General features: G+C 47.2%; 23 protein-coding genes, 2 tRNA genes and 2 rRNA genes (1 of these 27 only partly in view). 17 read left to right on the top strand and 10 right to left on the bottom strand.

The window, feature by feature from the left end; all coding sequences use genetic code 11:
- From KHQ09_RS15900 to KHQ09_RS15890, 3 genes are all read left to right on the top strand, one after another.
- Window positions 1-535: ribosomal RNA gene (locus KHQ09_RS15900) — 23S ribosomal RNA — on the top strand (it extends 2,273 nt beyond the left edge of the window).
- Window positions 536-758: 223 nt separating this feature from the next.
- Window positions 759-873 (top strand): 5S ribosomal RNA (gene rrf, locus KHQ09_RS15895).
- Window positions 874-1,117: 244 nt separating this feature from the next.
- Window positions 1,118-1,194, top strand: a tRNA-Met gene (locus KHQ09_RS15890).
- Between the two features lie 503 nt (window positions 1,195-1,697).
- Here the strand turns inward: KHQ09_RS15890 and KHQ09_RS15885 are convergent.
- Complete coding sequence (locus KHQ09_RS15885; protein ID WP_213599224.1) at window positions 1,698-2,210, bottom strand: methylated-DNA--[protein]-cysteine S-methyltransferase; 513 nt, start codon at window positions 2,208-2,210, stop codon at window positions 1,698-1,700.
- Window positions 2,211-2,521: 311 nt separating this feature from the next.
- Between KHQ09_RS15885 and KHQ09_RS15880 the strand changes: the two genes are divergently transcribed.
- Both KHQ09_RS15880 and KHQ09_RS15875 read left to right on the top strand, forming a co-directional pair.
- Window positions 2,522-3,520, top strand: a complete 999-nt coding sequence (locus tag KHQ09_RS15880) for a diguanylate cyclase domain-containing protein (RefSeq protein WP_213599222.1) — start codon at window positions 2,522-2,524, stop codon at window positions 3,518-3,520.
- Window positions 3,521-4,226: 706 nt separating this feature from the next.
- Complete coding sequence (locus KHQ09_RS15875; protein ID WP_213599220.1) at window positions 4,227-5,261, top strand: PD-(D/E)XK nuclease family protein; 1,035 nt, start codon at window positions 4,227-4,229, stop codon at window positions 5,259-5,261.
- A gap of 250 nt (window positions 5,262-5,511) precedes the next feature.
- On the opposite strand, the gene KHQ09_RS15870 is transcribed toward KHQ09_RS15875, so the two are convergent.
- From KHQ09_RS15870 to KHQ09_RS15855, 4 genes are all read right to left on the bottom strand, one after another.
- The gene (locus KHQ09_RS15870) at window positions 5,512-6,489 is read right to left on the bottom strand and encodes a hypothetical protein (RefSeq protein ID WP_213599218.1); all 978 of its coding nucleotides are present in this window, start codon (window positions 6,487-6,489) and stop codon (window positions 5,512-5,514) included.
- A gap of 5 nt (window positions 6,490-6,494) precedes the next feature.
- Window positions 6,495-8,672 carry a DNA methyltransferase gene (locus tag KHQ09_RS15865; RefSeq protein ID WP_213599216.1) on the bottom strand — a complete coding sequence of 726 codons (2,178 nt, stop codon included), beginning with the start codon at window positions 8,670-8,672 and terminating at the stop codon, window positions 6,495-6,497.
- A 523-nt stretch (window positions 8,673-9,195) separates the two neighbouring features.
- On the bottom strand, window positions 9,196-9,996 hold the full coding sequence (locus KHQ09_RS15860; protein WP_213599214.1) for a hypothetical protein: 801 nt from the start codon (window positions 9,994-9,996) through the stop codon (window positions 9,196-9,198).
- A gap of 114 nt (window positions 9,997-10,110) precedes the next feature.
- Window positions 10,111-10,443: a hypothetical protein gene (locus KHQ09_RS15855; RefSeq protein ID WP_213599212.1), complete on the bottom strand. Its 333-nt coding sequence runs from the start codon at window positions 10,441-10,443 to the stop codon at window positions 10,111-10,113.
- A gap of 147 nt (window positions 10,444-10,590) precedes the next feature.
- On the opposite strand from KHQ09_RS15855, the gene KHQ09_RS15850 reads away from it, so the two are divergent.
- Window positions 10,591-10,923, top strand: a complete 333-nt coding sequence (locus KHQ09_RS15850) for a helix-turn-helix domain-containing protein (RefSeq protein ID WP_213599210.1) — start codon at window positions 10,591-10,593, stop codon at window positions 10,921-10,923.
- 18 nt (window positions 10,924-10,941) lie between these two features.
- Here KHQ09_RS15850 and KHQ09_RS15845 read toward each other — a convergent pair whose 3' ends face one another.
- The 5 genes from KHQ09_RS15845 to KHQ09_RS15825 form a co-directional block, all read right to left on the bottom strand.
- The gene (locus KHQ09_RS15845; RefSeq protein ID WP_213599208.1) at window positions 10,942-11,967 is read right to left on the bottom strand and encodes a site-specific integrase; all 1,026 of its coding nucleotides are present in this window, start codon (window positions 11,965-11,967) and stop codon (window positions 10,942-10,944) included.
- Window positions 11,968-11,971: 4 nt separating this feature from the next.
- On the bottom strand, window positions 11,972-13,072 hold the full coding sequence (locus tag KHQ09_RS15840) for an AAA family ATPase (protein WP_213599206.1): 1,101 nt from the start codon (window positions 13,070-13,072) through the stop codon (window positions 11,972-11,974).
- 297 nt (window positions 13,073-13,369) lie between these two features.
- On the bottom strand, window positions 13,370-14,386 hold the full coding sequence (locus KHQ09_RS15835; RefSeq protein WP_213599204.1) for a hypothetical protein: 1,017 nt from the start codon (window positions 14,384-14,386) through the stop codon (window positions 13,370-13,372).
- A gap of 125 nt (window positions 14,387-14,511) precedes the next feature.
- The gene (locus KHQ09_RS15830; protein WP_213599202.1) at window positions 14,512-16,248 is read right to left on the bottom strand and encodes a site-specific integrase; all 1,737 of its coding nucleotides are present in this window, start codon (window positions 16,246-16,248) and stop codon (window positions 14,512-14,514) included.
- A gap of 95 nt (window positions 16,249-16,343) precedes the next feature.
- Window positions 16,344-16,433: transfer RNA gene (locus KHQ09_RS15825), tRNA-Ser, on the bottom strand.
- A gap of 368 nt (window positions 16,434-16,801) precedes the next feature.
- Between KHQ09_RS15825 and rplU the strand changes: the two genes are divergently transcribed.
- From rplU to KHQ09_RS15770, 11 genes are all read left to right on the top strand, one after another.
- Complete coding sequence (gene rplU, locus KHQ09_RS15820; RefSeq protein WP_022712234.1) at window positions 16,802-17,185, top strand: 50S ribosomal protein L21; 384 nt, start codon at window positions 16,802-16,804, stop codon at window positions 17,183-17,185.
- Between the two features lie 24 nt (window positions 17,186-17,209).
- Window positions 17,210-17,479, top strand: a complete 270-nt coding sequence (gene rpmA / locus KHQ09_RS15815; protein ID WP_022712235.1) for a 50S ribosomal protein L27 — start codon at window positions 17,210-17,212, stop codon at window positions 17,477-17,479.
- 141 nt (window positions 17,480-17,620) lie between these two features.
- The gene (locus KHQ09_RS15810) at window positions 17,621-18,292 is read left to right on the top strand and encodes a GNAT family N-acetyltransferase (RefSeq protein WP_022712236.1); all 672 of its coding nucleotides are present in this window, start codon (window positions 17,621-17,623) and stop codon (window positions 18,290-18,292) included.
- Between the two features lie 227 nt (window positions 18,293-18,519).
- On the top strand, window positions 18,520-19,578 hold the full coding sequence (gene obgE / locus KHQ09_RS15805) for a GTPase ObgE (protein WP_213599201.1): 1,059 nt from the start codon (window positions 18,520-18,522) through the stop codon (window positions 19,576-19,578).
- Window positions 19,579-19,585: 7 nt separating this feature from the next.
- Window positions 19,586-20,755, top strand: coding sequence for a glutamate 5-kinase (gene proB / locus KHQ09_RS15800; RefSeq protein WP_213599200.1), 1,170 nt, complete (start codon window positions 19,586-19,588; stop codon window positions 20,753-20,755).
- The gene (locus KHQ09_RS15795) at window positions 20,745-22,025 is read left to right on the top strand and encodes a glutamate-5-semialdehyde dehydrogenase (protein WP_213599199.1); all 1,281 of its coding nucleotides are present in this window, start codon (window positions 20,745-20,747) and stop codon (window positions 22,023-22,025) included. Before proB ends, KHQ09_RS15795 begins: the two co-directional genes overlap by 11 nt.
- 8 nt (window positions 22,026-22,033) lie before the next feature.
- Window positions 22,034-22,705, top strand: a complete 672-nt coding sequence (locus KHQ09_RS15790; protein ID WP_420801457.1) for a nicotinate-nucleotide adenylyltransferase — start codon at window positions 22,034-22,036, stop codon at window positions 22,703-22,705.
- A 138-nt stretch (window positions 22,706-22,843) separates the two neighbouring features.
- Window positions 22,844-23,269: a ribosome silencing factor gene (gene rsfS / locus KHQ09_RS15785; protein WP_238481662.1), complete on the top strand. Its 426-nt coding sequence runs from the start codon at window positions 22,844-22,846 to the stop codon at window positions 23,267-23,269.
- Window positions 23,270-23,364: 95 nt separating this feature from the next.
- On the top strand, window positions 23,365-23,847 hold the full coding sequence (gene rlmH / locus KHQ09_RS15780; RefSeq protein ID WP_213599197.1) for a 23S rRNA (pseudouridine(1915)-N(3))-methyltransferase RlmH: 483 nt from the start codon (window positions 23,365-23,367) through the stop codon (window positions 23,845-23,847).
- 203 nt (window positions 23,848-24,050) lie between these two features.
- Window positions 24,051-25,421 (top strand): murein hydrolase activator EnvC family protein, encoded by a 1,371-nt coding sequence (locus KHQ09_RS15775; RefSeq protein ID WP_213599196.1) that lies wholly within the window; start codon window positions 24,051-24,053, stop codon window positions 25,419-25,421.
- A complete protein-coding gene (locus tag KHQ09_RS15770) occupies window positions 25,411-26,748 on the top strand; it encodes a S41 family peptidase (RefSeq protein ID WP_022712243.1) in 1,338 nt (445 codons plus the stop codon). Before KHQ09_RS15775 ends, KHQ09_RS15770 begins: the two co-directional genes overlap by 11 nt.
- Window position 26,749 lies beyond the last annotated feature (1 nt).

Genomic DNA, 26,749 nt, shown 5'->3' with positions numbered 1-26,749 from the left:
ACAGACAAGTCGAGCAGAGACGAAAGTCGGTCATAGTGATCCGGTGGTCCCGTGTGGAAGGGCCATCGCTCAACGGATAAAAGGTACGCCGGGGATAACAGGCTGATGACCCCCAAGAGTCCATATCGACGGGGTTGTTTGGCACCTCGATGTCGACTCATCGCATCCTGGGGCTGGAGCAGGTCCCAAGGGTATGGCTGTTCGCCATTTAAAGCGGTACGTGAGTTGGGTTCAGAACGTCGTGAGACAGTTCGGTCCCTATCTGCCGTGGGTGTAGGAATATTGAAAGGATCTGTCCCTAGTACGAGAGGACCGGGATGGACGTATCTCTGGTGGATCTGTTGTCGTGCCAACGGCATAGCAGAGTAGCTATATACGGACTAGATAACCGCTGAAGGCATCTAAGCGGGAAACTAACCTTAAAACGAGTATTCCCTATCAGAGCCGTGGAAGACCACCACGTTGATAGGCCGGATGTGGAAGTGCAGTAATGCATGCAGCTGACCGGTACTAATAGCTCGATCGACTTGATTGTTCTCATTATCAATATCCATCAAGCTCATCCAATGGATGAGTTTGATAGAATTAGACTAGCGCTCACGGATCGTACGCAGCTAAAGCTGCTGATCCTCCGCGAGGGCGGCCAAAAGTGGCCGACGTGCGGTCGCACTTGCGAACACTGTGTGTTCGTGACCGAGGCGCTAAGATCTTATGCACGAAAAACCCAGCTTCTTATTTGTTTCTGTGCCCTTTGCTGACCTGGTGGTTATGGCGGAGCGGCTGCACCCGATCCCATTCCGAACTCGGCCGTGAAACGCTCCAGCGCCGATGGTACTTTGTCTTAAGACACGGGAGAGTAGGTCGCTGCCAGGTCTGCAAAAGGCACAGAAATCAAAACATCTTCTCAAACATTCAGCGCTAAACGCGCAAATCAATCGCTTACCGATAAGACAATCTTCAAAGCAAATCTTAAGCGATCATATATCTAGGGTGGAGCGCCCGTTCGGCCTACAATCGATAATCAATCGATTGCTATACGGCCTCACCTCATCAGGCCCATAACCTGAAAAAGAGGCTGACTTCGCTCCCGGGCCTCAAAGGCTTGTACTAACTTTGACGCGGGGTGGAGCAGCCCGGTAGCTCGTCAGGCTCATAACCTGAAGGCCGCAGGTTCAAATCCTGCCCCCGCAACCAAACAAACAGCCCGCTCTTTGAGCGGGATTTTTTTTGGTAACGGGTCGTAGATTTTAAGCCTAGTCAGGGGCCCGCAAGGAGGCAAAGCCGACTAAGCGGGATACAAAACCACAAATCCTGCCCCCGCAACCAAATCCCCTCAAAGCAATAAAGCTACGATCCAGACGCCATTCCAATAGGCGTGCCAATGCATCCGGGACCAGCCCGTTCGAGCTAAAATCGATAATCAATCGGTTTCTATACGCTCTCACCTCATCAGCCCCATAACCGGAAGGCGGAGGAGGAAAAGCAAGCGATACAATATTGATTGCACGACGAACGGAACAAAGCCAAAACCGAAACCAAAATCCCCTCATAAAACATCCGAAATACAATAACTCTACTAAACCAAGCATAGTTCTCGCAGCAGACCGTGCTGCCTAAAGTCGATAGACAAGCGACGGCTATAAGGGGCTTCACCTCAATCGCTTAAGTGGGGATGAGGGGAAGCTCTACTCACGCAGTTAGAGTAAGCGTTCCTGATAAAGGCTACCTTCCAGACGCAACAGTGCCTCCTTCTTGGCTAGGCCACCGCTAAAGCCTGTTAGCTGACCATTGGCACCGATGACGCGGTGGCAGGGAACAATAATCGAAATCGGATTAATCGCATTCACGCGGCCAAAGGCACGGGCAGAGCCGCGATGACCGGCACGTTCTGCAAGTTCACCATAGGTGACAACTGTACCATAAGGTACTTTTGCAAGCTCCTGCCAGGCAGCCTTCAGAAAAGGCGTGCCAAGTGGTGCTAGTGTAAGATCGAAATGACGTCTCTCTCGTGCGAAATACTGATGTATCTGTTCCGCGACATGGCGCACAGCTGCATCATCATGCTGTGTAACAGGGATTTGTGTAGTAGCTGAATGAACACGACTGTCATTCTCAAAATCAAGGCGCATAACCGCGCCCTGATCATTCACAATAACGGTCAGCTCACCGATAGGCGTCCGAATACAACCTGAATAAAAACATACCGGCATGAGCAATGTTCCGCTTGAGTATTTTGAATGCATAAAATGGTGACAATCTACCACTTTATGCTCGATGGTGCAGCGCCAGCAAGCGAAGGAAATAAAGGTAAAACTTCTTCTGCCGCTATAGGCACGTTAATGTCATCTATTTACGTGTCGTGCTCTTCTTCGCAATGTCACCGATTCACGGTAACTTACTTCACATGCCTTTGTATTGCGTGACCTAGAAAGGTTCATGCTGAAGTATGTTTTTGGAAGTTTAATAATTTAGAAGTTATGATTATTTATAATTTCAGCTGTAACAAGCAGTAGGACTTTTTATGCCGAGCCAACTTCAGAAAGAAATCAAGCGTTTAAAGCAAGAGTTGGCTGAAAAAGAGAAGCTTATAAAAGAGCAAGCTCAAACATTTTCACACTACAAAAAGATATATGGTCAGTCTTCTATCGTTGCACAAATAGGTATTTGGGAGTGCGCATTACCTACTGAGGAATTGACTTGGTCTGATTATACCTATGATCTGTTTGAATTGCCGCGAGGAACTCGACTTGATAGGTCTCATACCTTGGCTTGTTATACTGAAGTCTCTCGTGCGGAGCTTGTGAAGCGACGTTCAGATGCAATTGCTGCGCGTAGCGGTTTTACATTGGAAGCTGAAATAATAACTTTTGGCGGTAAGAGCCGCTGGATACGTATTACGGCATCAATTGAGTGTCAGAACGACATACCTGTTCGGATTTTTGGCATGAAACAAGATATCACTGATCAAAAACTGTCATTTGATCATATGATGTATCTTGCGGAATATGATCAGATGACTGGTTTAGCGAACAAAAGCCAATTCCTTGTGAAACTATCATCTGCCATTCAAGGAGATCAAGTAGCTAGCGGACATGGATATCTGTTGTTAATTGACTTGGATGGGTTCAAGCCGATCAATGATGAATATGGCCACATCGCAGGTGATGAATGTTTGAAAGAAATAAGTAATCGACTAAAATCGATTAATCACTCTTATAAAGAGATATTCAGAATTGGTGGTGATGAGTTTGCCATTATCACTAGTGAAATTCAGGACATAAAAGCTGTTCAAAAATTTGCACAGCGGATTATTGATTGTCTGAGCGAGCCGTTCATATTCGAGAAGCAATTCCTGAAGCTCGGAGCATCAATTGGTATCGCAAGAGTAGCCGGTGATTCAGCACAAGACGTCTTTGTGAATGCAGATACGGCTTTATATGCGGCCAAAGCGGCAGGAAAGGCCACTTATCGTTGTTATAATCCGAATATGGGTAACTGCGCAGTCCGTATTTCAGTGTGACCTTCTTCGCACTGCTAATGTGGTTTCCGACTGATAATGGCCGGAAGATAGTGTAAGTCAAGCCAATTAAAGTGAATTATCATTCAATAATTATTTGATTTAATAGAAATAACTGGCGGAGAGGGTGGGAGAAGTTTCCCGTTTCCGCGTATTCAATAAATACAATATGTTATGCGTAAGCCCTCCTTGACGGCGTAGGTAGAGTGTACCGCGATTATGTACCAGTCGTATGTGATGGCGTTATAGTATTCAAGTTATAAAGTGCAATTGATTGCACTTACAACAATCATCTAGCAGAGCGGTAAAGTTCCACCCTATTAACTAAGTCGTGGTAACTGCTAAAAGTGCAGGACTATGCAAAACAGACTTGCTAATTTATTGCTCTTTTTCCTACAAGTGAGGTCATATTTCGGCTTGTATGTGAATAATGAATAAGTGTTACGAACCAACTTACGATGAACTTGAAGCGTTGTTTGTAAATAACGATAGTCTTCAAATCATTGAGGCTAATATTAATCGCTTCAATCCAATTAAAGTCATGAAGATGGAAGGAATGGAAATTCGCCATTCTGCCATACTTGCATAGCTACTCAACCCTAAAGAAACGCACGGTTTAGGTGATCATTTTTTAAAGTCCTTTGTGCCTGAAGCGATCAGAGGTGACTATGGAAAATGACCTAATGCCTTGCAGGTTTCACAGAGCGATATGCGCGATGCTGATGTGCGTTGTGAATGGAATAGTATTGATATTTTTATACTGTCACCCAAAAATCGCTGGGCATTTATCATTGAAAATAAAGTTCACAGCCGTCAGCACAAAGGTCAGCTTTTAAAGTACCGCGAACGAATAATCGAGCTATTTCGCGTGCAGGATGCGAGCGATGAAGGCAATCTTGAAATAAGTATTGGGGGAATTTTCTTGACGCTTCATAAGGAGATAGCTGAAGACGCTGAATATACCTCGATAAGATATGATAAAATATGTATATTTTTAAAACGATATCTTGATCAAGAAGCGTATCTTCTTTCGCCTGAAGTCATGACTTTTCTCACTCACTATTTACATATTCTGGACGAGCTCTCAGGAATGAGCAAAGAACGCACAGAAATGGAAAATCTGGCACGTAAATTATATCGTGATCATAAAAAGGTGCTCGATTTTATAATTGAGTATGGGGCAGGCTCTGATTTTCAATTGGCTGTACATCGCGTCCTTGGAGATAATGTTAAACGAGGTGATTTAGTAAAGGTTGACAATGCTCAACTCATGTACTGGGGGCTTGCTAAAAACTTTGTGAGTTTTTTGCCTAGCAACTGGTTTGATGCTCTCGATCGCACTAACAGAGTTTGGCCTGGCTGTGAGAATTGGTGGGCTGGTTCTCCAGTTATTGTCTGGGTAGAGGTATGGTCTGTCGATGATAGCGCAAGGGGGCATTTAAAACTGGTCGCCGAGGTTGGGCCAATCTCAGATTATCAGCTGCGATTGAGCTTTATTGAGGCACTTAAATCAGCTGCGCACGATGCTAATATGGATCGTATTTACTTTCAAAGTAATGCTACCGAAGAAGGAAGACTGTATTCAAAATTTTTGAGAGAAAATACAATCGCAGTTTTTGATGTGCATGATACGAATGAAATGGAGAAAAAATTTCGCCAGCTTTTGATGGAATTTGAGCCAGAGATTAAGCTGATCGCCGATATAATACCGCAGCTTTTGGATTATGGTAAGTTAAAGGAATAAGAGCTATTTTACCAGAATAGCTGAATTGGTAGGATTAAGCGGGAGGCCATACCTACAATTTTCACCTAAATATATTAAAATCTTAGAATAGCAATTGAAGCATGTAGAACTGTGTTTAAAATATTCATTGATAATATTACTTTATATTTATAATTAACAAAGCTTAGTAAGTCGTAAATTGCAACACTAACAATAAAACGATATGGAGTGAATAGTGTTGCAATTTATAATTTTATTAAATTTAAGGATATTATTGATTTCTGGCGAAAGATTTCAGTAGCAGCTGAGCATAATGCTCATCACTTACACCTTCCCAACTGCGTGTCAAAAGTATATGGGCTTCAATAGAAATGGGTATTGGTACTGCATAATCCTCCTCTGGATCGGATGGAGCAATGTTATGCGCACCTAATTCGACCAGCTTGGCTACAGCTAAGCTAACCCTTTCTCGAGTAAGTTCACCGAGTTCTGCTTTCAAGGCTTTGGCTGTTGAGGATGCAACCCACAGGAATATTGTATCAAGGTCAACTGGCTCGCTTTGTACCCTAAAAAAATATAAGTTTGGATCATTAGGTGGTGGAACGTCGAAATATGGTTGAATTTTTATTCCAGCATTTGTAGTCACAGAAAATCGCTTTTGGTTCGTATCTCTGTCATAAACCCAAAGGCTTTTACTTGCTTTACGTGTCCCACGTGCAGTAGTCTCATTCCATTCTGCGTAATATTGCTCGGGGTTCGGTGGAACCATACGCTCTTCAAAGTAAAGAAATTCGGTTAGCGAGCTCTCCCACAATAACCAGCCTGTGCGCATATCAGGCTCGACGCTTGGAAAATGAGTTCGCACTCGTTCCGTCCGCGTGGCTATAAGTTCGGAATATTGCTCAAAAACAGCAGCCATTACATCATTTGCCGGACGTAGCAGATCATCGATACGGATTGAACGTGTTGCGGAAGGGTGCATTTGTGTTGTTCCACACACAGACTTTATTGTACGTCCATTTAGATTGGCAAAACGTAAAAGTTTATGTTCGACGCCCAATCCTTTGTAATCAATGTCGATATGTAAATTACTCCACCCACCATCAGGTATATCTTTGCTCTTACAGTAAACTGTTGACCAATCACCTTCCTCCAATTTTCTTCCCATCATTGTGGATACTTGGGTTGCAAGCAGGAGTTTTGCTTTTCGTACTTCATCTATCGAAAAAACTGGGAGTGTTTGGCTCATTTTATTTATCCTAAATAAGATTTCACAATATCGCGAAACTTTGCGAAGTCCATTGTGTCGCTTCTTTGTAAAATGCTTACCGCAAGCCACTCACTATAAAGCTGCCTGTAATCGATATCATCGGCACGCTCAACGTGAAGGAATGGAAGCATAGGAAAAGCTCCCACTCGTTCAGATAGAAACTCCTCAACGCTCACTGCAATCTTGTCAGATGTGGCTTGAGTAAAGGTCTTGCCTTTGATTTTTCGACAGTGCAGCATCAGATCACAGCCAGTAGTATTTTCGCTTACAAATTGTTTAGAAGTCCCGTGTTGTTTATCGAAAATATCTACCTGCTCGATATGAAAACCGGCATTTGCGATTGCTCGCTGAAGCTGGCTCCAAATTTTTTCAGAAGAGTTCATAAAGACAAGAACCAACCAATGCCCATCGCGGAGTACCCGATAGCATTCAGACAAGCTTTGCTGCATTAGATCTCCATAAGCAACATTATCTTTTTTCTGATATTTATTAACGATGGCTTCGTCTGTGACATCGGTAAATGTCCCAAGCCAACTTTCCCAAAGAAAATTCATTTCGCTATAGTTTATGTTCGCGCCGAACGGAGGGTCTGTAAAAATTAGATCTACGCATTCGTCAGGGAGGAAATTCATGGAGGTAGCGCTGCCTGTATGGACTATAGTCTGTCCTTCATATTTAGGCGCGGTGCTATCAAGATGATCTTGGATCGACTGTGCTTTTCGTAAGAATGTAGCAAGAACGTTCGCTTCATTAAAAATATGAGGTACATTGAAACGGGCAGTATTACCGCTGCCTCCCCAAAATCTATAATCCGAGAGCCGTGTAACGCGCTGATACAACGAGGTGAAAACAAATGCAGCACTAGCTGATAACTCGATATCTTCCACTCGGTGTATTGCTTGCCAAATATGGCTCATCATTATCAGATTGCGATGTGTATAAAATTTATCAATGGAAGTAAGGCCATGCCGTTTAGGCTGGTTCAAGTTTACCCCATCAGGAAGCGAGTTTTGAGGGTAGAAACCTTGCAACGGCAATTCTGAGCTCTCAAGTTCTCGTATCAATGAAAGATCTTCTTCATTAGGCGAGTGTTCCTTAATGGTTTTAGCACAGCATTTATAGCCTACCAGTACTGGAACAACGTCATATCTAGGCAATTGTGATTTTTTCAGGTTCACTTTACAGCATGGACATTCGAATTCTGAAAGAATTTTATGTTCGCGTACTGTGCGGCCATACTTTCTGCAATGATCCCATAAAGGAAAATGCGTATTGCAGTTGGTGCAACCAACGATGTAAGACCATACAGTGTATTGAATTTCTGTAGCTTTTGCGCACTCGCGGCAAGTTGTTGTGTAGAGCTTTTGAGCTATTGGCGCGACTTCGTGCCGAATACGCTCTATTGTTTCGGCAAATTTTGTAGGGTCAACTTTGGCCATGAACCGATTAGAAATAAAACTAGCTGCTGGCGAGAGTTCATTTATAATTACATCATATCCAAGTGAACGCGCAGCAACACCTGTCATCCCACTTCCACCAAAAGGATCGAGAACTACTCCGCCTGATGGAAGATATCTTTTTAAAACTTCAGCAATACCCTGAGGTGGCACTTTCGTATGATACGTATGGGCGTCATATGTATAAGTGTTCTTGCCAGCAGATATTCCACCTGTCGCCGGAACTGATATTGTTTCTGCGGCTTCGAGGTGTTTTGAAAGCATATATGCTAATTTATTTCGCCCGTCCTGCCAGTACTCACCATCAAAAAGTCGAGTTATAATATTTGGTAAAGTGGTATTCTCCAAAGGAGCAATATCTTGATTAAAAAGTGGGAGAGCCTTATTTTTTTTTCGCAAAATTCCTTTAGAACGAAATGTGAGATCGGTATGTAGATTTTTAGTGCTATGCTCGTTCTGAGCATCATTATACAGCAAATCGATCTTACGGATAGTTTGAAGACTAGGAGTATTATCTCCACGCTCCCAGCGAACTACTGATAAAAGTGATGCACCCAAATGAAGAGCCAAGTCAGCAGGGCTCAAATTATATTTTGCACGTATTGTTTTTAATTTTTCCGCAATTGTTATTAGGTTTACATTTTTCTCAATGTTAAAAGACGGCTCCGTTGTAGACGTTTTTGGTTTGGAAGTCATATCTTTCATTCGTCACTCATATTTCATGAAGCACGTTCACGCCAGCAAATTCACTGGTTATATCGCTACTCTTCAACAGCCGATTAACTCAATTATAAAGACGCATTATTGCACCCGAGATGAAGTGGATCAAGCTAATACCAAGGCAATCAAACAGGCCTTTTTATGTAACCCAATATATTACGTGTTGCAGTTGCAAAAACAGTATGAACCCATTCATTTTTAAGGGGGCGGTTCAGTTGTGTAAAAAAACATTATACGCTGGTGGATGATCTTTTATAACCCGCGATAATTGCTAGTTATCCAAACTGACAAATATCTTCAAAGAGGCCGTGTGCAATTAATTGCACTCCGTTTGGAGTTCAAACCCAAAAGCGTCCTGCTCTGCCTTGGTATTTTTTATTTTTTCTTTCCCGTAAGTGAAAAGAGAGCGTAGCGATCTTTTCAGCTTATCTATATGTCCGTTTCTCTGTCCCTCTGGTTAAATAGATAAGTTATATAATTAATATCAGGGGACATAGAGTAGTGGACATTAATCCTTTGCCGCTGTTTGTTTCTGAAGCTTGGCTATTTTTGCCATCAATCTATTAGCTTCTTTGATAGGTACGCTGCCTTCTGACTGTAAGGTAGTTAGGTACGTTTCTAGTGCGATGTCAGGGTTTTTTAAAACTACTGGAAGATTAGGCCAATGGTAAAATTTGGTTTCACGTTCTTCGACTTTAATGTGCGCCATAAACATTTCCCAGCCCTCGTACTTTACGACACACTTGAGTACTTCTTGAGCGTCTTCTTCGAAGATTTGGACTATTCCTCGCAGATATCCCATATGACTTGGCTGGACCGTGAGTGAGATTTTTTCACCAGCTTTTAGTTTCTCTAAATTTGATGCGCCTTGTATTGCTTTCGCAATGTGCTTTTCTAAACGCTCTACCTTTTGCTGTTGTTGCCCAGTAGCTGCAAACTCAAAATTGGGCAGAGTATTTAGTTTGATTTTGAGATTACGAGCTAAGTCTGCATTGAAGAAGACTAATCCATGCACCCACGTTCTGCGTAGAAACGCGACATGATCGGATTGACACATACCTGAACCAACACGAAGCAAAACATATTTGCCCTCTTTGCTATTCAATAAATCAAGATATCGAAACGTGTTGTGATGCTTTTCTAAAACTCGTCTGATCGTGCGCTCATTTACGTTCAACTGCGATGCAATTGAAATGCGCGTGCTCTTTAGCCAGAAATAGCCTTCAAACTCATACGTGCTATTTTGTGTAACATATTCAGCTAATTTGGCTGCCGTTCCCTTGAGCTCTTCAATTTCTACGCTGTTCATATGCTCCACTCTCGCAATGATGCTGATGAACCAACGTATAATTACTGTTTATTGATAAGAGCTTTCCCTTATGAATAAAGTTTGTCACTCAAGTTTTGCATGCAGTTGAACGGTTTACCAAAATACCGCAATTCCAATAATCGTAGCGGCAACCAGTAATGCTGCAATCATTGCATATCGATTTTTAGATGGTTTTGTATTCGCAGGGCTTTGCATCATTTTCCGTTTGGCAGATTGATAGTCTTCTCTGCTGAGTTGCCCAGCTAAATATTGCACACGTAAATCTAGAAGCTGCTTGGGAAGAGATGCCTTGCCTTTGGGGGAGTGCGTTGCCTGATCTTTCAAACCAGCCCTTTCTCGGCTTGGAACGGAGAGTATGAGCTTCTTCTTTTCTCTCAATTCGGCCTGATCACTCGACTGTTGATCCGTATTTTTGCGCAGCCCCATAACAACCTCGGTGCAGTGTTGATGATGTCCTATACCCGTAAGCTATTTATCTGATGTTGCAAGTAGATGGCGGAAATAAAGTTTTCCGCAATCCTAATCACTGCTTTTTGACCAAGTTGCCACGTACACACATCACTGGAGTGTGCCATGGATGATTTACGCAAAAGATTTGGTCGTTTGGTTGCTGTGCATCGGCGTAAGGCCGGTATGACGCAAGAACAGCTTTCTGCTGTTGCGAATATAAGCGTGGATATGATCTCCAAAATCGAAACGGGAGCAACCGGAGCGCGTTTTCCGTTTATTGAACGCTTGGCTGAAGCTTTGAAGGTTGATGCGGCGGAACTGTTTACGTCCGAACTGCCAACAACAAGGCGCAATCCTGTTCTATCCGAATTGAATATCCGGTTGTCCGGCTTGGATGAAGGTGAGCTGTTATGGATCAAAGGCATCATTGAAGCCGCACTGAAGCCGAGAAAATAACGGCGCATATCTCAGGGCTTACAGAACCCGCGTTATCGCAGCATCATTGAACAGATCGGTATCGCGTATATAGCGGTTCAGGCTAGTTTCGGATTTATGGCCTGTTGTTTGCCTGATCTTATAGCTGGATGCTCCGGCTTGTGCTGCTGAGGTCGCAAAGCCTGCACGCAATGAATGACCGGAGTAATGTGCTGGGTCATAGCCAGCTTGAGCTATACGGGATTTTACTACAGTGCTGACTGCTTCGCCGGAAACGCGCTGGTTGCTGATGTGCCCGTGCTTATCAATACCACGGAATAGAGCGCCTTCATGAATGTTAGCCAGACTGATCCATGCCTGAATGGCCTGAACTGCACAATGACGGGTTCGGCCAAATGGAACAGCGATCATTCTGCCCTGACCTTCCTGATCGGTCTTTGAGTGCCGGAGATGAACGAGTAAGCCCTTGGTCACAAACTCCAGATCAGCAAAGTCAAGGTTCGCCAGTTCTGACCGGCGCATTGCTGTGGTGAAACCGAGAAGCAGTAAGGCACGGTCGCGGATATCTTTCGGGCGGTTGCTCAATTTGGATAATATCGCAAAGAGATCATCACGCAGCAGAGCGGTTGCCTGCCGTTGCTTCACACCATAAGAACGTCTGATACCTCGCATTGTCGCTCTCACCAGTTCCGACTTTGCCGGATCGTCATATCCAAGTGCTTTGTGCGCTTTAGACACGGCAATCAATCTTCGCTGAATTGTGGCCACAGCATATTTGCCTGCCATCTCAACAAGATATTCAGCAAAGCCTTCTCGTGTTGCGGGGAGATGGCGCTGAGTGGAGGCGTAATGCGCCATATCTGCCCTGTAGGCGCGTTTAGTGTTGTCGGAGACTGATTGATGCAGCACCGCCTGAACAGCCGCTGGCGCGGCGTTAATCGCATCGACATTAAGATTGCAAGTAATTGCACAAGCATTTTCATCAAAGGGTTGTGTGCAATTAATTGCAATTTGGCTGTCGTGATCGTTGGAGGCCAGCTCTTGATGGTGTCGGGCGAATATCATGACCTCAATCCCTGTCGCTTATTTGCTGCATGAACAGCTCGTGGCGAATGGCATTCAGATGACCAAGATTGTTCCGTACAACTTTGATTAATTTACTCACAGCATGAAGCGGAGCACCGCATGGCTCGAAGTCGCTTTCAGTGCCTAGTCTTTCCAGTTCTGCGCAGCCATCCCATACAAGCTGCCGCGATATAGGAACGGCATCCACATAATAAGCTGCCATTGCGACAGCATCCCGTATTCTGAAGTCCGGTATGTAATGATTGAAGAAGTCTGCCACTTCAGTATTTTGCACAGAGAACCGTGTGATGGCCAGTTTGCCAATGCGGGTATGCTTGTCAAAGCAATATAGCGGCATGCCATGAGTGTATTCGGATGCTGATAAGTTTTTGTCCTGAATGTAGGGGGTAAATCGGGGCGTGGTCATAAATGCTTCCATCCACAAAACCGGAAGCATAATGCACATTGGTTCACGGGTTCGACGGCAAGCAATCGACGTGATCTCCAGCAGATCGCGTGGAACACGGGCTTCAGCGAAACTGTCCAGCAGGCCAGCAAGATTACCTGCTCCGACGCGCTTCTCACCGCGGGCTTCAATTCCCGAGGAATACCACGCTGCAACACCTCTAAGAACCAATGGGAGTTGTAAACTAGCGGCCATAGCAATTCTCTCATCAAGAGAGCTGCTACCAACACGGCAGCGCAATGGCTCGAAGGCTGAGTGTTTTCTGGCAGCGCAAGCCAGATAATCGGTAGACCGGTCTTTGGGAGCATCACACAGGCAGCGCACAACACTGGCAATTACAGCCAAGCTCTTATCAACACCGCCCCGCCATTTTGCATCACAAGCAAGCGCGGCGAATGTCATGGCATTTATAGAGGCAATGCCGATATCTTCTACGGCGATAATTAACAGGCGCCGCCAAATCGCATTCCCTCTCAGACTATGAAACCGATATGCAGCTTGTATTGCAATATCATACTCACCGCGCCGGATTGCCTTTTGCAACAGGCTAGATGCCTGCCAAGGATCAGCCGAGTTTATACAGTTGTTTATAAATTCAAAGGAAGGATTTTGTGTTGGTGTTTCAGAGCCGTTGTTCATTACAGATTTCCATAGGTTTCTATACAGGAAATCGTAGCAAATACCGATCTAAGTCCAAGTAATTATTCAATTAATTCAATAATTATCATTCGGATATTATGCGCGTATTCTTCGCAATAACGCTACCCCATTATGGGTAGAAAAACGGGGGGCCATGGGGTTGTGTGGCTCTTGTGCCAGCCTCAGGCCGTGACAACGGGATTTTGTGCAATTAATTGCACAAGAAAGCTTTGGCGGTTCATTTTAAACCGTGTGCAATCAATTGCACATGAGTTAGGCTATTATTCAACAATCTCGCTATTTGCTCAGATGCAATTCTTTCAGCATAGGTTTCCATTCTTCCCAGATGAGCTCAGGTTGCCACCAGTGTGATCCATGCAATTTTAGATGACTACGGAACTGTGTACGCCGCGCTTCTGAAAGTAATGCTAAAGCGCCCTGCAATGAACGTTGCTTCACGCTATCGCAGAACATCGTCCATATCCATTCTGATGATTTTGGTAGGATTGGCTGTGGTAAGACACTTAACTCTTGCACGAAACTCAACATTAAAAATGGATTTGAAAAGTTCGTAAGCTGAGCAACTTGCAGACTAGGCATTATCTTGGTTAGCCTACGTTCTATCCGCACACCATTCTTACCTTCGGCGGATTGTCCCATTGCTGTGCGTTTTGCGCCGCGGTCATAGATCAAGGTTTGATTACCTTGCTTCTTGCCGCTTGTAATGGTCTGTCGCTTACCGTCCAGCTCCCACGTTGTATAGGTTAGCATCTGCTGCGGCAGGAAATGGATATCCTCTGTACTTAGGTGAGGAAAATCAACGGTGACATCAAGGCGAGTGACGCGACCGTGCTGTAATAGATAGTCCCAACCATCATGCATCAGGCCACTGATTTCATCCGCAAGCTCTTGCATACCTTGTTTGCCGAGATCGACAGGCACAAACTCAAGGCGAAGCTTTTTCACCTGCTTGATCTTCTTGTCATATGCAAGCTGGATGAGAGGGTATTTTTTGATGATGCTTTTGTTAGCTTTAGGCTCGCTAGTCAGCTTTTTTACTAGGCTTGGTAATGCAATTCGTTTCGCCGTTTTAAAACCGCCGAACTTCGCTTTGGGAGCGTCCCTGTAAACATCTGGCTCTGCAATATCAGTAAAGAACTGTGTGTAGAAGTCATGTCCATCATGCGGCAGCAAATCAACTACGATAGAGATTTTATCTATGAATGGCTTAGGAATGAAATTGATACTAGATTTTTCTGGGAGGGTTTCTGTCTTGTTAGAAGACTTGCTTTTATAAACAAATGTTAACGGCATTCCCAAAACCTAATTTTCGCTTCACTAGCTGTAATAATTAGGCATGAAATATGAATAACATATCAACGCAATTTTGTCACTTATTATGTTGTATTTGATGCAAAATAAGTGACAAAAATTAATGCCTACAAAGCATCTTTTATTGCGCTCCAGTGTGTTTCAAGGAAGGGGTAGTCTACTTTATCAATTTCCGTTTTCAGGCGTTTGATACTCGCCCCTTTGCCATATTTGGAATGCACATCACCCGTACGTTTTGATGAGTGCCCAGTCAAAGATCTAGAAATGCCTTCGTTAACATTTCCTTCTCGTAAAGCATCGATAAAGGTATGGCGAAAGGAGTGAAAAGCAGTGTTCGGTGTACGAATTTTGGTGCTTTCCATATAGCGTGTCCACCATTTCGAGAAGTTATCCGAATATCCGCCAGAGGCAGAACGTTTAATTTCATAGAAAAGACGCGTTTTTTTTGCTGCCCGATTTTGTTGGTAGTACTCGATTAGCCCTAGTTTGATTAACTGGTGGTGAATAGGCACTTTTCTAATTGACGATGAGGTCTTGATAATTTTGTCGTCGTCATCATCACGGGATATATCGAAAAACCAAACATCGTACTCTAACTTTATATCGTTAATGCTAAGCTGTATAATTTCACCTAATCGCATACCTGAATAAAGGGCTACGATTGGTATCCAAAAATAGGCGTCTTGTTTCGTGTAGTTTCCTATTTTAGCCCGACGGGAGGGAGATTTGCTCCCAGTGTAAAGAGGGCTGCTAAAAATCTTTTCTAATTGGGGTATTGAATAAGGATCACGCTCGCCTTCAGCATGAGTTTTATGGTTTTTCATGATTTTTATACTGGAACCTGGCATGACTGGAATGCGCTCTTCATCTACTGCCCATTTTAAGAAGGTGCGTATCATAGTGAAGTACTTGTCTTGTGTTGTGTAAGACAGTTTTTCAAAGGTTCCGGTATTGTCTATAGGATCGATGTATTTTTTATCCAGAGGCTTTTCAGCTAATAAAACCCCGGCAGGTATATTCATTAGCGTGTTTCGAACTTTAATAATGTCGTCTTTATTAATATCAGCAATATTTTTACCGCACCCCGCGACTGAAGTAAGCAAGTTAAGGGATCGCAAATTATCCCCGATGGTTTTTTTTACCCAGATAGGTTTCTTTAATTTGAGATAATCCTGAATAGCGTCTGAGAGCAGCAAGGACGGTTGTTCATTCTTGTCAGCTTCTTCCTCTTTTTCACTCATAGGGTGCAAGGGGATATGGGTCGGCATTATCCCATTAAATATCGGGTCGTTAGTATAACCGTCATAGGTCGTTCCGGTTAATTCGGAGAGTAAATAACTTTTCCGTAAAATCATCGCTTTAGTAATTGTGCGGCGTAGATAATCACGCATCTCCAGATCTGTTTTTTCTTGAGCTAATTCTTTCCATATAAGTTCTGCATCATGAGTGCAGAGTTCATCGTATTTTCCGGTGGTAAGCGTCTGTTGAAGCTTTTTCCTGCTTTTATGAAGGCCGAATATTTCCTCGTCGATATTGATCAGCGGGTCGTCAATCACATCAGTAACGAGTTCAAGCGCTTTGTTAAGCTCATCTTGGAAGTACTCACGCGCCACTTCGTGTATTTGCGCAATCGTAATTTTGGCCAAGTTTTCCTCCCGAAAGAAAATGTCGAATGAATTGCTCAGAAAGCGGCATCTGATTTTCGCTAGTAAACGATTTTCTGTTTGTAAGGAGAACTTGATTTCTAAAGCTTTAATTGCTGTGCGCCATTTATGCGGCACCGTTGCACGAAAGTAGAAAATGTTGCCGCGACGATAGAGCCGAGGCATATTTTTACGAGACAAATTGTACCCCGATGTACCAATGAAATGTACCAGTGCCTCGGTGGCATACGCATCGCAAAATATTATTGAATTGTTTTAAGGGGTTATCATAAAACTGGCGGAGAGGGTGGGATTCGAACCCACGGTGGAGTTACCCCCACGCCGCATTTCGAGTGCGGTACTTTCAACCACTCAGCCACCTCTCCGCTGTGTCATCATATGAAAGTTTCAGACTAAACAATCTGTTTTCATATCAAATCATGCGATTTGCTGAATGTGTGTCGCGCTCATAACGCGGACAGCGGATTTAGACAAGTCCTAATCGTTCAGAACGCATCATAATTTCGTAGATAATGTGCTTTAGGATCTGAAAAACCTTGACGCGGCGGTGTTTTTGCCACTATATGCGGCCACGTCGCAGGAGGATGAGAATCCCCTTTGACTTTTGTTGTGTGTTTATCAGACCTTAAACTGATGTTTTTGCTAAGATAAATAATCAAACTGTCACGACTGACAAGAAGACGGTCCCTGCTCGGCGGGAGAACCGGAAACGAACGACCCGAAAGGAAAACAAATGTTCGCAGTCATTAAGACAGGTGGTAAGCAGTATCGCGTTGCCGCCAATGATGTGCTTAAAGTTGAAAAAGTTGCCGGTGAAGCCGGTGATGTTGTAGAATTTGCAGAAGTTCTGATCGTTGGCGAAGGTGAAAACGCCACTGTTGGTGCTCCGCGCGTTGAAGGTGCTGTAGTAACTGCGGAAGTAGTTGAACAGGGTCGTGCGAAAAAAGTTATCGCGTTCAAAAAGCGTCGCCGTCAGAACTCCAAGCGTACACGCGGTCATCGTCAGGAACTGACGACTATCCGCATTTCGGAAATCCTCACCGGTGGCGCAAAGCCATCCGCTAAAGCAAAGGCCGCGCCGAAAAAGGCTGCGCCAAAAGCTGAAGCTGCTGAGTAATCAACGAATTAAAGGAGAATACCGATGGCACATAAGAAAGCTGGCGGTTCATCGCGTAACGGTCGCGATTCAGAGTCGAAACGCCTTGGCGTGAAAAAATTCGGTAGCGAAGCTGTTATCGCAGGCAACATCATTGTTCGCCAGCGCGGTACCCAGTGGCATCCGGGTGCAAATGTCGGCATGGGTAAAGATCATACCCTGTTCGCAAAGGCTGACGGCGTTGTGTCTTTCAAGACAAAAGCAAACGGCCGAACCTTTGTATCCGTGAACCCGATGGCTGAAGCTGCGGAGTAACCGGTGCTCCATTCATATACCGGTGTTCCTGTTGAACCCGATATATGAAGCCGCTTTACGGACAAAATATTGAAGGGGAGACGGGAAACCGTCTCCCCTTTTATTTTTCCCGGAGGATGGCCGGCAGGCCTGAAAGCAAGAATGACAAAATTGCAGAGCGGAACAGAATTAAGAAGCGAAAGCAGACAGGCTGCACTGGCCACCGATGATGATCTCAGAGGTGCGGGGTTGACAGGAGCCTATGGTGCGAAAGTGACTTTGCGGGATTCCCCAGTGCAGCTCACAGAGCGTCTTGTGCTGCGCCCGCCGCATGAAGAAGATATTGATGCGATCGCTGCATTGGCAAACAATATTAATGTGGCGCGTATGCTGGCACGGTTGCCTTATCCATATTCGCGTGAACATGCGGTTGATTTTATCAAGCTCGCAGCGTCCGGTGCGATCGGGCAGTTTGTTTATGCGATTACGCTTGCCGATACGGGTGAGTTTATCGGCGGCCTTACATTGCACGATCATAAATATGGCCCCGGCTATGAGATCGGCTATTGGCTGGGTGAGCCTTACTGGGGCAAAGGCTATGCCACAGAAGCTGCAACGGCTTTGATCGATTTGTCGTTCCGTGAATTGTCGCTGGAGCAGATTTATATCAGTGCGCAAAGCCGCAATGAAGGCTCAAAGCGTGTGATTGAGAAATGCGGTTTCAGACATACGGGCTCTGCCATTGGTCACTCTGTTGTTGACGGAGATGTGCCGGTTGAGTGCTATATCATGACCCGTCAGCAATGGCTGGAATTGCGTGGTGCAGGGCAATAATGCTCTGCACTGCGACATAAGGATAAAAGCCGCTGCTCACTTTGTGTGCGTCTGCACTGAAACTATAGTTTGCAACTGCAGCGGGCGGCGGTTTTCAAGTCCGGTTTTTTGCTGTATTGGCTCAGTTTAAATATCTCAGTTAAAATTGCGGTCGCATATATCTGCAATTTATTACCTCTTAATATCGGACTATCCGACAGCCGGCCTGTGCCGGAAAAGGCAAGCACATGAAGTTCCTCGACCAGACAAAAATTTATATCCGCTCCGGAAATGGCGGTGCTGGCGCGGTTTCGTTCCGTCGCGAAAAATTTCTGGAATTCGGTGGTCCTGACGGCGGTGACGGTGGTCGCGGCGGTGACGTCTGGGCTGTGGTCGTGGATGGTCTGAATACACTGATCGACTATCGTTATCAGCAGCATTTCCGGGCGAAAACCGGTATGCACGGCATGGGTCGTAATATGACCGGCGGTAAAGGCGATGACGTCATTCTTAAAGTGCCGGTTGGCACGCAGATTTTTGAAGAAGACAATGAAACGCTGATCTGCGATCTGACTACTGTTGGCCAGCGCTACCGTCTTGCCAAAGGCGGTAATGGCGGTTTCGGTAACCTGCATTTCAAAACCTCGACCAATCAGGCGCCGCGTCGTGCCAATCCGGGTCTGGAAGGTATTGAGCGCACCTTGTGGCTGCGCCTGAAGCTGATTGCGGATGCGGGTCTCGTTGGTCTGCCAAATGCCGGTAAATCGACTTTCCTTGCCAGTGTGACCGCTGCCAAGCCGAAGATCGCTGATTATCCTTTCACCACGCTGCATCCGAATCTTGGTGTTGCCCGTGTGGATGCGCGTGAATTCGTGATCGCGGATATTCCGGGTCTGATTGAAGGTGCGAGCGAAGGCATTGGTCTCGGTGACCGTTTCCTCGGTCATGTGGAGCGCACCCGTGTGCTGCTGCATCTGGTTTCGGCACAGGAAGAAGATGTGGCGAAAGCCTATAAGGTTATTCGTGGTGAGCTGGAAGCTTATGGTCACGGTCTGACTGATAAGATCGAGATTATCGCACTGTCGCAGGCCGATACGCTTGATCCCGATGCACGCAAAGACAAGATGAAGGCGCTGAAAAAGGCGTGTGGCCGTGAACCGTTGTTGCTGTCGGCTGTGAGCCGTGAAGGTATTGAGACAACGCTGCGCGAACTGGCACGGATCATCGACCAGAGCCGTGCGGAAGAAGCAGATCTCGAAGCTGCGAAAGCGGACGCTAAAGCCAAGTCGGATTATAAAGGTAAGTGAGCAGATCATGACGATCGGGGCGCTGAAGAATTATCGTCGTATTGTTATCAAAATCGGCTCGGCGCTTCTGGTTGATCGTGCTCAGGGGTTGAAGCAGAACTGGCTGACAAGTCTTGCTGCCGATATTGCGGCTTTGCAGGCGCAAGGTGTGGAAGTGCTGGTTGTGTCTTCCGGTGCGGTTGCACTTGGGCGCACGGTTCTGGGACTACCTTCGGGCACTCTGAAACTTGAGGAAAGTCAGGCATCAGCAGCAGCAGGGCAGATTGCATTGGCGAAAGCCTATGCTGATGTGCTGGGTGCCCATCAGATCATGGCAGGGCAGGTGCTGCTCACATTGTCTGATACGGAAGAGCGCCGCCGCTATCTCAATGCCCGCGCAACGATTGAAACGCTGCTGAAGCTTAAGGCCGTGCCGGTTATCAATGAGAATGATACAGTAGCGACCAACGAAATCCGTTATGGCGATAATGATCGCTTAGCTGCCCGTGTTGCCACAATGATTGGCGCTGATCTGCTCATTCTGTTGTCTGATATTGACGGCCTTTATACCGCGCCGCCGCATAAAGATCCGAATGCACAGTTTTTACCGGTTGTGGAAGCGATTACACCGGATATTGAAGCTATGGCCGGTGCTGCTGCTTCTGAATTGTCGCGCGGTGGCATGAAAACTAAGCTGGATGCCGGTAAGATTGCCAATGCGGCCGGAACTGCGATGATTATCACCTCCGGCACCCGGATGAACCCGCTGGCGGCGATTGATCGTGGTGAGCGATCAACTTTGTTTAAAGCGTCCGATGCGCCGGTTAATGCATGGAAAGTCTGGATTTCTGGTCATCTCGATGCAGCAGGGCAATTGGTGATTGATGACGGTGCTTTGAAAGCGCTGAAATCAGGCAAGTCTCTTTTGCCCGCCGGTGTGCGGGAAGTCCGCGGTGATTTCCAGCGCGGCGATACGGTTTCCATCCTTAATCTGGAAGGCCGTGAGGTTGCCCGTGGTTTGGCCGGTTATGATGCTGCCGATGCCGTGAAGATCGCCGGTCATAAGAGCGGTGAGATTGAGGAAATTCTCGGCTATTTCGCGCGTTCTTCGATGGTGCACCGCAATGATCTGGTGATCCGTGGCAGCCGTGCGCAAGGTGCTGCGAGCGCTGAGGGGGAAATGTGCAATGCAGGATAAGCAGGACACTCTGGCAGTTGCTGAACTGATGGCAGAGCTTGGCTGTAAAGCGCGTGCTGCGGCTGGTCCGCTGGCGATTGCCAGTGCCGAGCGCAAACATGCAGCTTTGATTGCTATGGCCGATGCCTTGCTGCGTCGCAAAGACCTGATCCTTAATGCCAATGTGCTGGATGTTGCAGCAGCGGAAGCTGCAGGCACTGCCTTATCTTTCATTGACCGTCTGAAACTGGATGAAACACGCATTCGCGCAATGGCTGATGGTATTCGCGCGATTGCAGCGCTGAGAGATCCGGTCGGCGAAGTGATGACCGAATGGGATCGCCCGAACGGCTTGCATATTGAGCGTGTCCGTACACCGCTTGGCGTGATCGGCGTGATTTATGAAAGCCGCCCGAATGTGACAGCCGATGCCGGTGCGCTCTGCCTGAAAGCCGGTAATGCGGTGATCCTGCGTGGTGGTTCGGATTCCGCGCATTCATCCCGTGAAATTCATGCCGCATTGGCTGAAGGCTTGAAGGCCGCAGGTCTGCCGGAAGCTGCCATTCAGATGGTGCCGGTGACAGACCGCGCTGCAGTCGGTGAAATGCTCAAAGGTCTGAACGGTGCGATTGATGTGATTGTACCGCGTGGCGGTAAAAGCCTTGTCGCCCGTGTGCAGGAAGAGGCGCGGGTGCCGGTTTTTGCGCATCTCGAAGGCCTGTGCCATGTTTATATTGATGCCAGTGCTGATCTGGAAATGGCAAAGAAGATCGTTCTCAATGCCAAAATGCGCCGCACTGGTATTTGTGGCGCAGCAGAGACTTTGCTGGTTGATCGCAAAGTGGCTGAGACGCATTTGGTGCCGGTACTGGATGAGCTGGCAAAAGCCGGTTGTGTGATCCGTGGTGATGCAGAAGTAAGCACGCTTTACTCACAAGCTGAACCGGCGACTGCGGAAGACTGGTCAACGGAATATCTGGATGCGATCATTTCCGTAGCGCTGGTTGATGGTATTGATGGTGCATTGCAGCACATCAATCGCTATTCATCGCATCATACAGAGGCTGTGATTGCGGAAGATACAGCGGTTGTTGAGCGGTTCTTCAACGAGATTGATTCAGCCATTTTGCTGCATAATGCATCCACGCAATTTGCCGATGGCGGCGAGTTCGGTATGGGCGCGGAAATCGGCATCGCGACCGGCAAGATGCATGCGCGCGGACCGGTTGGTGTTGAACAGCTCACTTCGTTCAAATACCGCGTGCGCGGTAACGGACAGACACGGGTTTAAACACACGCATGTCCAAACCAGTGAAAGATCAATCAGACAAGACCGCGATGCCGCAAGCGTTTCAGGATGTTGCTGAAGACTATCTGCACATGCCTGTTGCACCGTCTGGCGCTAAAATCGGTTTGTTTGGCGGTTCTTTCAACCCGCCTCATGCAGGCCATGTTCTGGTGGCAGAATTGGCACTGGAACGGCTGGGGCTGGATGAGGTATGGTGGGTGGTGACACCCGGCAATCCGCTGAAAGATACAAGCGAACTGGCACCGCTGTCCAAGCGCATTGCGCTGAGTGAAGAGCTTATCACTGATAAGCGTATTCATGTGACGGCATTTGAAGCCAGTTATCAGGTGCGCTATACGGCAGATACGCTGGCGCTGGTGCGCAAACATAATCCGGACAAGCATCTGGTCTGGATTATGGGCGCGGATAATCTGATGAATTTCCATCACTGGCAGGAATGGGATGAGATTGCCCGTACCTATCCGATTGCTGTTATCAACCGGCCGGGTTCGAATATGGCGGCGGAAGATTCCGTGATGGCGCAGCAGTTTGAGGCGGCACGCCTGCCTGAAACAGATGCTGCAAAACTTGCAACACAGCCGGCTCCGGCATGGGTTTTTATCCACGGGCCGCAGTCTGATCTTTCATCCACGCAATTGCGCCGGCAAGAGATGAGAGAATAAGACGCAAAATCAGCAGGTTATTTTTCCTGTCAAATTTCCATGAGTCCGTGTCTTGAAACAGACACAGGACTCTGCCACTTTTATAGTTACACGGGGAGTAGTTGCCGTGTGGCGTTGTTCTTTACGGAAAGGTACTCATTGAGAACAGCAATTGAAAAGAAGGGTGTTAACACGCCTTCACCAGCTGAGGTCAGCGGCGAAGCCACTGTGTCTCATGCTTTAGAGGTTCTGCTTGCAAGCCTTGATGACTCCAAGGCAGAAGATATCATTTCCATTGATCTGCGCGGTAAATCCGCTTTGGGCGATTATATGGTGATCGCTTCCGGTCGCTCCCAGCGCCATGTCGGTGCTGTGGCCGATCATATGCTGCGTGCGCTGAAAGAAATCGGTGTGCGTGATGTTCAGATCGAAGGTCTTGAAGCAGCAGACTGGGTTCTGGTTGATACGGGTGATATCATCATCCACATTTTCCATCCGGAAGTCCGTGAGTTCTATAATATCGAAAAAATCTGGCTCACACCGGAAGCGGATGAATTTAATCCGCGTAAAAAGTCAGTGCATTAATTTGCACGATGATTTGTAAGATCAGGCATGCCGGATTGTGACGGCATGCTGCTCAAACTGCCTGACATGCTATGGCAGGCAGAGGTTTTTTGATTATGCGTGTTACAGTTTTTGCGGTTGGAAAAATGAAAGCCGGTCCCGAACGGGAACTGGCCGAGCGATACTTTGACCGTTTTTCCAAGTCCGGAACGGCCTTGGGATTTGAGTTTACCGGCGTCAGTGAGATTACCGAAAGCAGGGGCGGCAATGCGGATCAGCGTAAGGCCGATGAAGCTGCACGAGTCTATGAAGCTCTGGATAATGGCGCAGCTCTGATCCTGCTGGATGAGCGCGGCAAAGAACTTGGTTCTGAAGCCTTTGCCGAGCAAATGGGTAAAATCCGTGACGGCGGCAAAAGACAGTTGATTTTAGCGCTTGGCGGGCCGGACGGTCATGATCCGCAATTGCGGGCGCGGGCTGATCTGGTGCTGGCGATGGGTAAAATGACCTGGCCGCATCAGCTGGCACGTATTCTGATTGCCGAGCAATTATACCGTGCGGTGACTATTCTTTCCGGTCATCCCTATCACCGGGTGTAATTTGAGCGTATCCCGAAAAATGTGAAGCACCTATGCGGGGAAATCAGTTCACCGAACTGATTTCTTATCCCGCTCCGATCAGATAAGATACGCGTAATCACAAATAAATAGAGCATTTACAGACGGATTTTGACACGGATAATCTTTGTTATAGATTCACCGCTATAACTGAGTGATCGCAACGGATCAGTATTCGAATTTTGATGAATAACAGCAGCATTTTCTTCCGGCTTTTTAAGATGAGCCGCATTTGTGCCGGACAGGTCAGATGCGTGTTTTCTGCCGGTTTGTTGCTGCTGTTGCCGGTTCCGGCTCTTGCGCAGGAGGCAGCACCATCCGCTCCTCCGCCGGTGCCGCTCGAAGAACAGCATCAAAAAGTCTCAGGCAGTCTGGATGCTATTAACAGCGAGATTGCGCTTTCCAAGGAAAAGCTGCAGCAGCTGGAAACAAGCGTTTCAGAACTGAAAAAAGATCAGGCAACCATTACTGCTGCGCTGATCCAGTCTGCCAAGACAGACAAGAAACTCTCGGAAGATATTGAGGCTGCGGGACAGAAACTGACTGCGCTCAGCGAGCAGGAAGATGGTATCCGGCTGTCATTGCGTTCCCGCCGTAAAGTTCTGGCGGAAGTGCTGGCAGCTTTGCAGCGTATGGGGCTGAACCCGCCGCCTGCCATTCTGGTGCGCCCTGATGATGCGCTGTCCTCCGTGCGTTCTGCCGTGCTGCTCGGTGCGGTGGTACCGGAAATGCGGGCGCAGACGCTGGAACTGATGGCTGATCTGAAAGAGATGCAGCGTTTGCAGGCTTCGATCAAAGATGAGCAGGAGCGGCTGATTGCCAGTCGCACAGCGCAACTTGAAGAGCGACAGAAACAGGAACTGCTGCTGGAAGAAAAGCAAAAGCTTTACAGCCAGTCTGAAGAAGAATTGCAGACTGAACGTGCCCATGCCGCAGAACTGGCGAAAAAAGCGACCAGCCTGAAAGATCTGATTGCCTCGCTGCAGGAGCGGATGGATAAAGTCCGCACGGCGGCCGATGCCGCACGCGATGCCGAGCAGCAGCGACTGGCAGACGGACAGGAGCGCGCAGCACAGTCCGGCGAGAATTCGCTGGTGTCCCGTGCGAATTTTGCATCTCTGCGCGGACAGCTTGTGCTACCGGCCAGTGGTAAGATCGTACAAAAATTCGGTCAGAAAGATGATTTTGGCCGCCCGCGTGCAGGAGAAATGCTGCAAACGCCGCAAAACGCCACGATTACGTCACCTTCTGATGGCGTTGTACTTTATGCGGGGCCCTTTCGTTCCTACGGACAACTCTTAATCCTTGATGTTGGCAGCGGATATCATATCGTGATGGCAGGATTAAGCAGAATCAATGTTGCGCAGGGCCGGTTTGTGCTGGCGGGTGAGCCGGTCGGAACCATGGGAGATAAGCTTTTAACCAGTGTTGCTTCACTGGGGAGTGGTAATTCTTCACCGATGCTTTACATAGAATTTCGAAAAGATGGGAAATCCGTCGATCCGACCCCGTGGTGGACCGACAGGCATTCCGGAAGGACACAAGATGATACGTAAACTGTCGCTTCTTTTCGCAGGTGCCTTGATGGGGGCTTCGGCGATGGTTGCTGTGCAGGGGGCTCCGGCTTCAAGTGCAAATGCTGCCAGTAATGATACCTATAAAGAACTCGCAATTTTCGGCGATATTTTTGAACGTGTGCGCCAGCAATATGTGACGCCGCCGGAAGATAAGAAGCTGATAGAAACCGCCATCAACGGTATGCTGACCTCGCTTGATCCGCATTCCTCCTATCTCAACCCTGAAGCCGCGCAGGATATGCGCGTGCAGACCAAGGGTGAGTTCGGCGGTCTTGGTATCGAAGTGACTATGGAAAATGATCTGGTTAAGGTCATTGCACCGATTGATGATACACCGGCATCGAAAGCCGGCGTTCTCGCCGGTGACCTGATCACGCAGATCAATGGCGCGGAAGTGCGCGGCTTGTCGCTGAATGATGCTGTTGACAAGATGCGCGGGCCGGTTGATGAGGCGATTGAACTGACCCTGATCCGTCAGGGGGCAGACAAGCCGATCAAACTGTCGATCAAACGCGCGATCATTAAGGTCAAAGCTGTCCGCTACCGCGTTGAGAATGATGTCGGTTATCTGCGTGTGATTTCCTTCACCGAGAAAACCTCTGACGATCTGACAAAAGCGATCAAGGATATTCAGTCACAGATTCCTGAGAACAAGCTCAAAGGCTATGTGCTCGATCTGCGTCTCAATCCGGGTGGTCTGCTCGATCAGGCTGTGTCTGTATCGGATGCGTTCCTTGACAAGGGCGAGGTTGTTTCCACCCGTGGCCGTGACCCGCAGGATGTTACCCGTTTTGATGCCCGCGCAGGCGATCTGACCAAAGGCAAACCTGTTATCGTTCTGATCAATGGCGGTTCAGCCAGTGCGTCTGAAATTGTGGCCGGTGCCTTGCAGGATCACCGTCGTGCAACGGTTCTGGGGACACAGTCCTTCGGTAAGGGCTCCGTGCAGACCATCATTCCGCTTGGTGAAAACGGTTCGCTGCGTCTGACGACAGCGCTCTATTACACCCCATCGGGCAAGTCGATTCAGGGTAAGGGCATTACACCGGATATCAAGGTGGAACAGCCGCTGCCGGATGAGCTGAAAGGCCGTGATGTCACAACCAAGGGTGAGGCCGGACTGAAAGGCCATATCAAGGGTGCTGAGGAAGATGACAGTGGTTCAGGTTCTTCGGCCTATGTGCCGCTGGAGCCAAAGGACGACATTCAGCTTGGCGAAGCTCTGAAGCTGCTGCGCGGTGAAATGGCCAATGCGGCATTCCCGCCGGATCCTAAAAAAGATCTGCCAAAGCCTGATAAACAATAAG

The organism is Pseudochrobactrum algeriensis (genome assembly GCF_018436245.1).
Classification (GTDB): Bacteria; Pseudomonadota; Alphaproteobacteria; order Rhizobiales; family Rhizobiaceae; genus Pseudochrobactrum; species Pseudochrobactrum saccharolyticum.
This window is presented reverse-complemented; position numbering and strand designations above follow the sequence as displayed.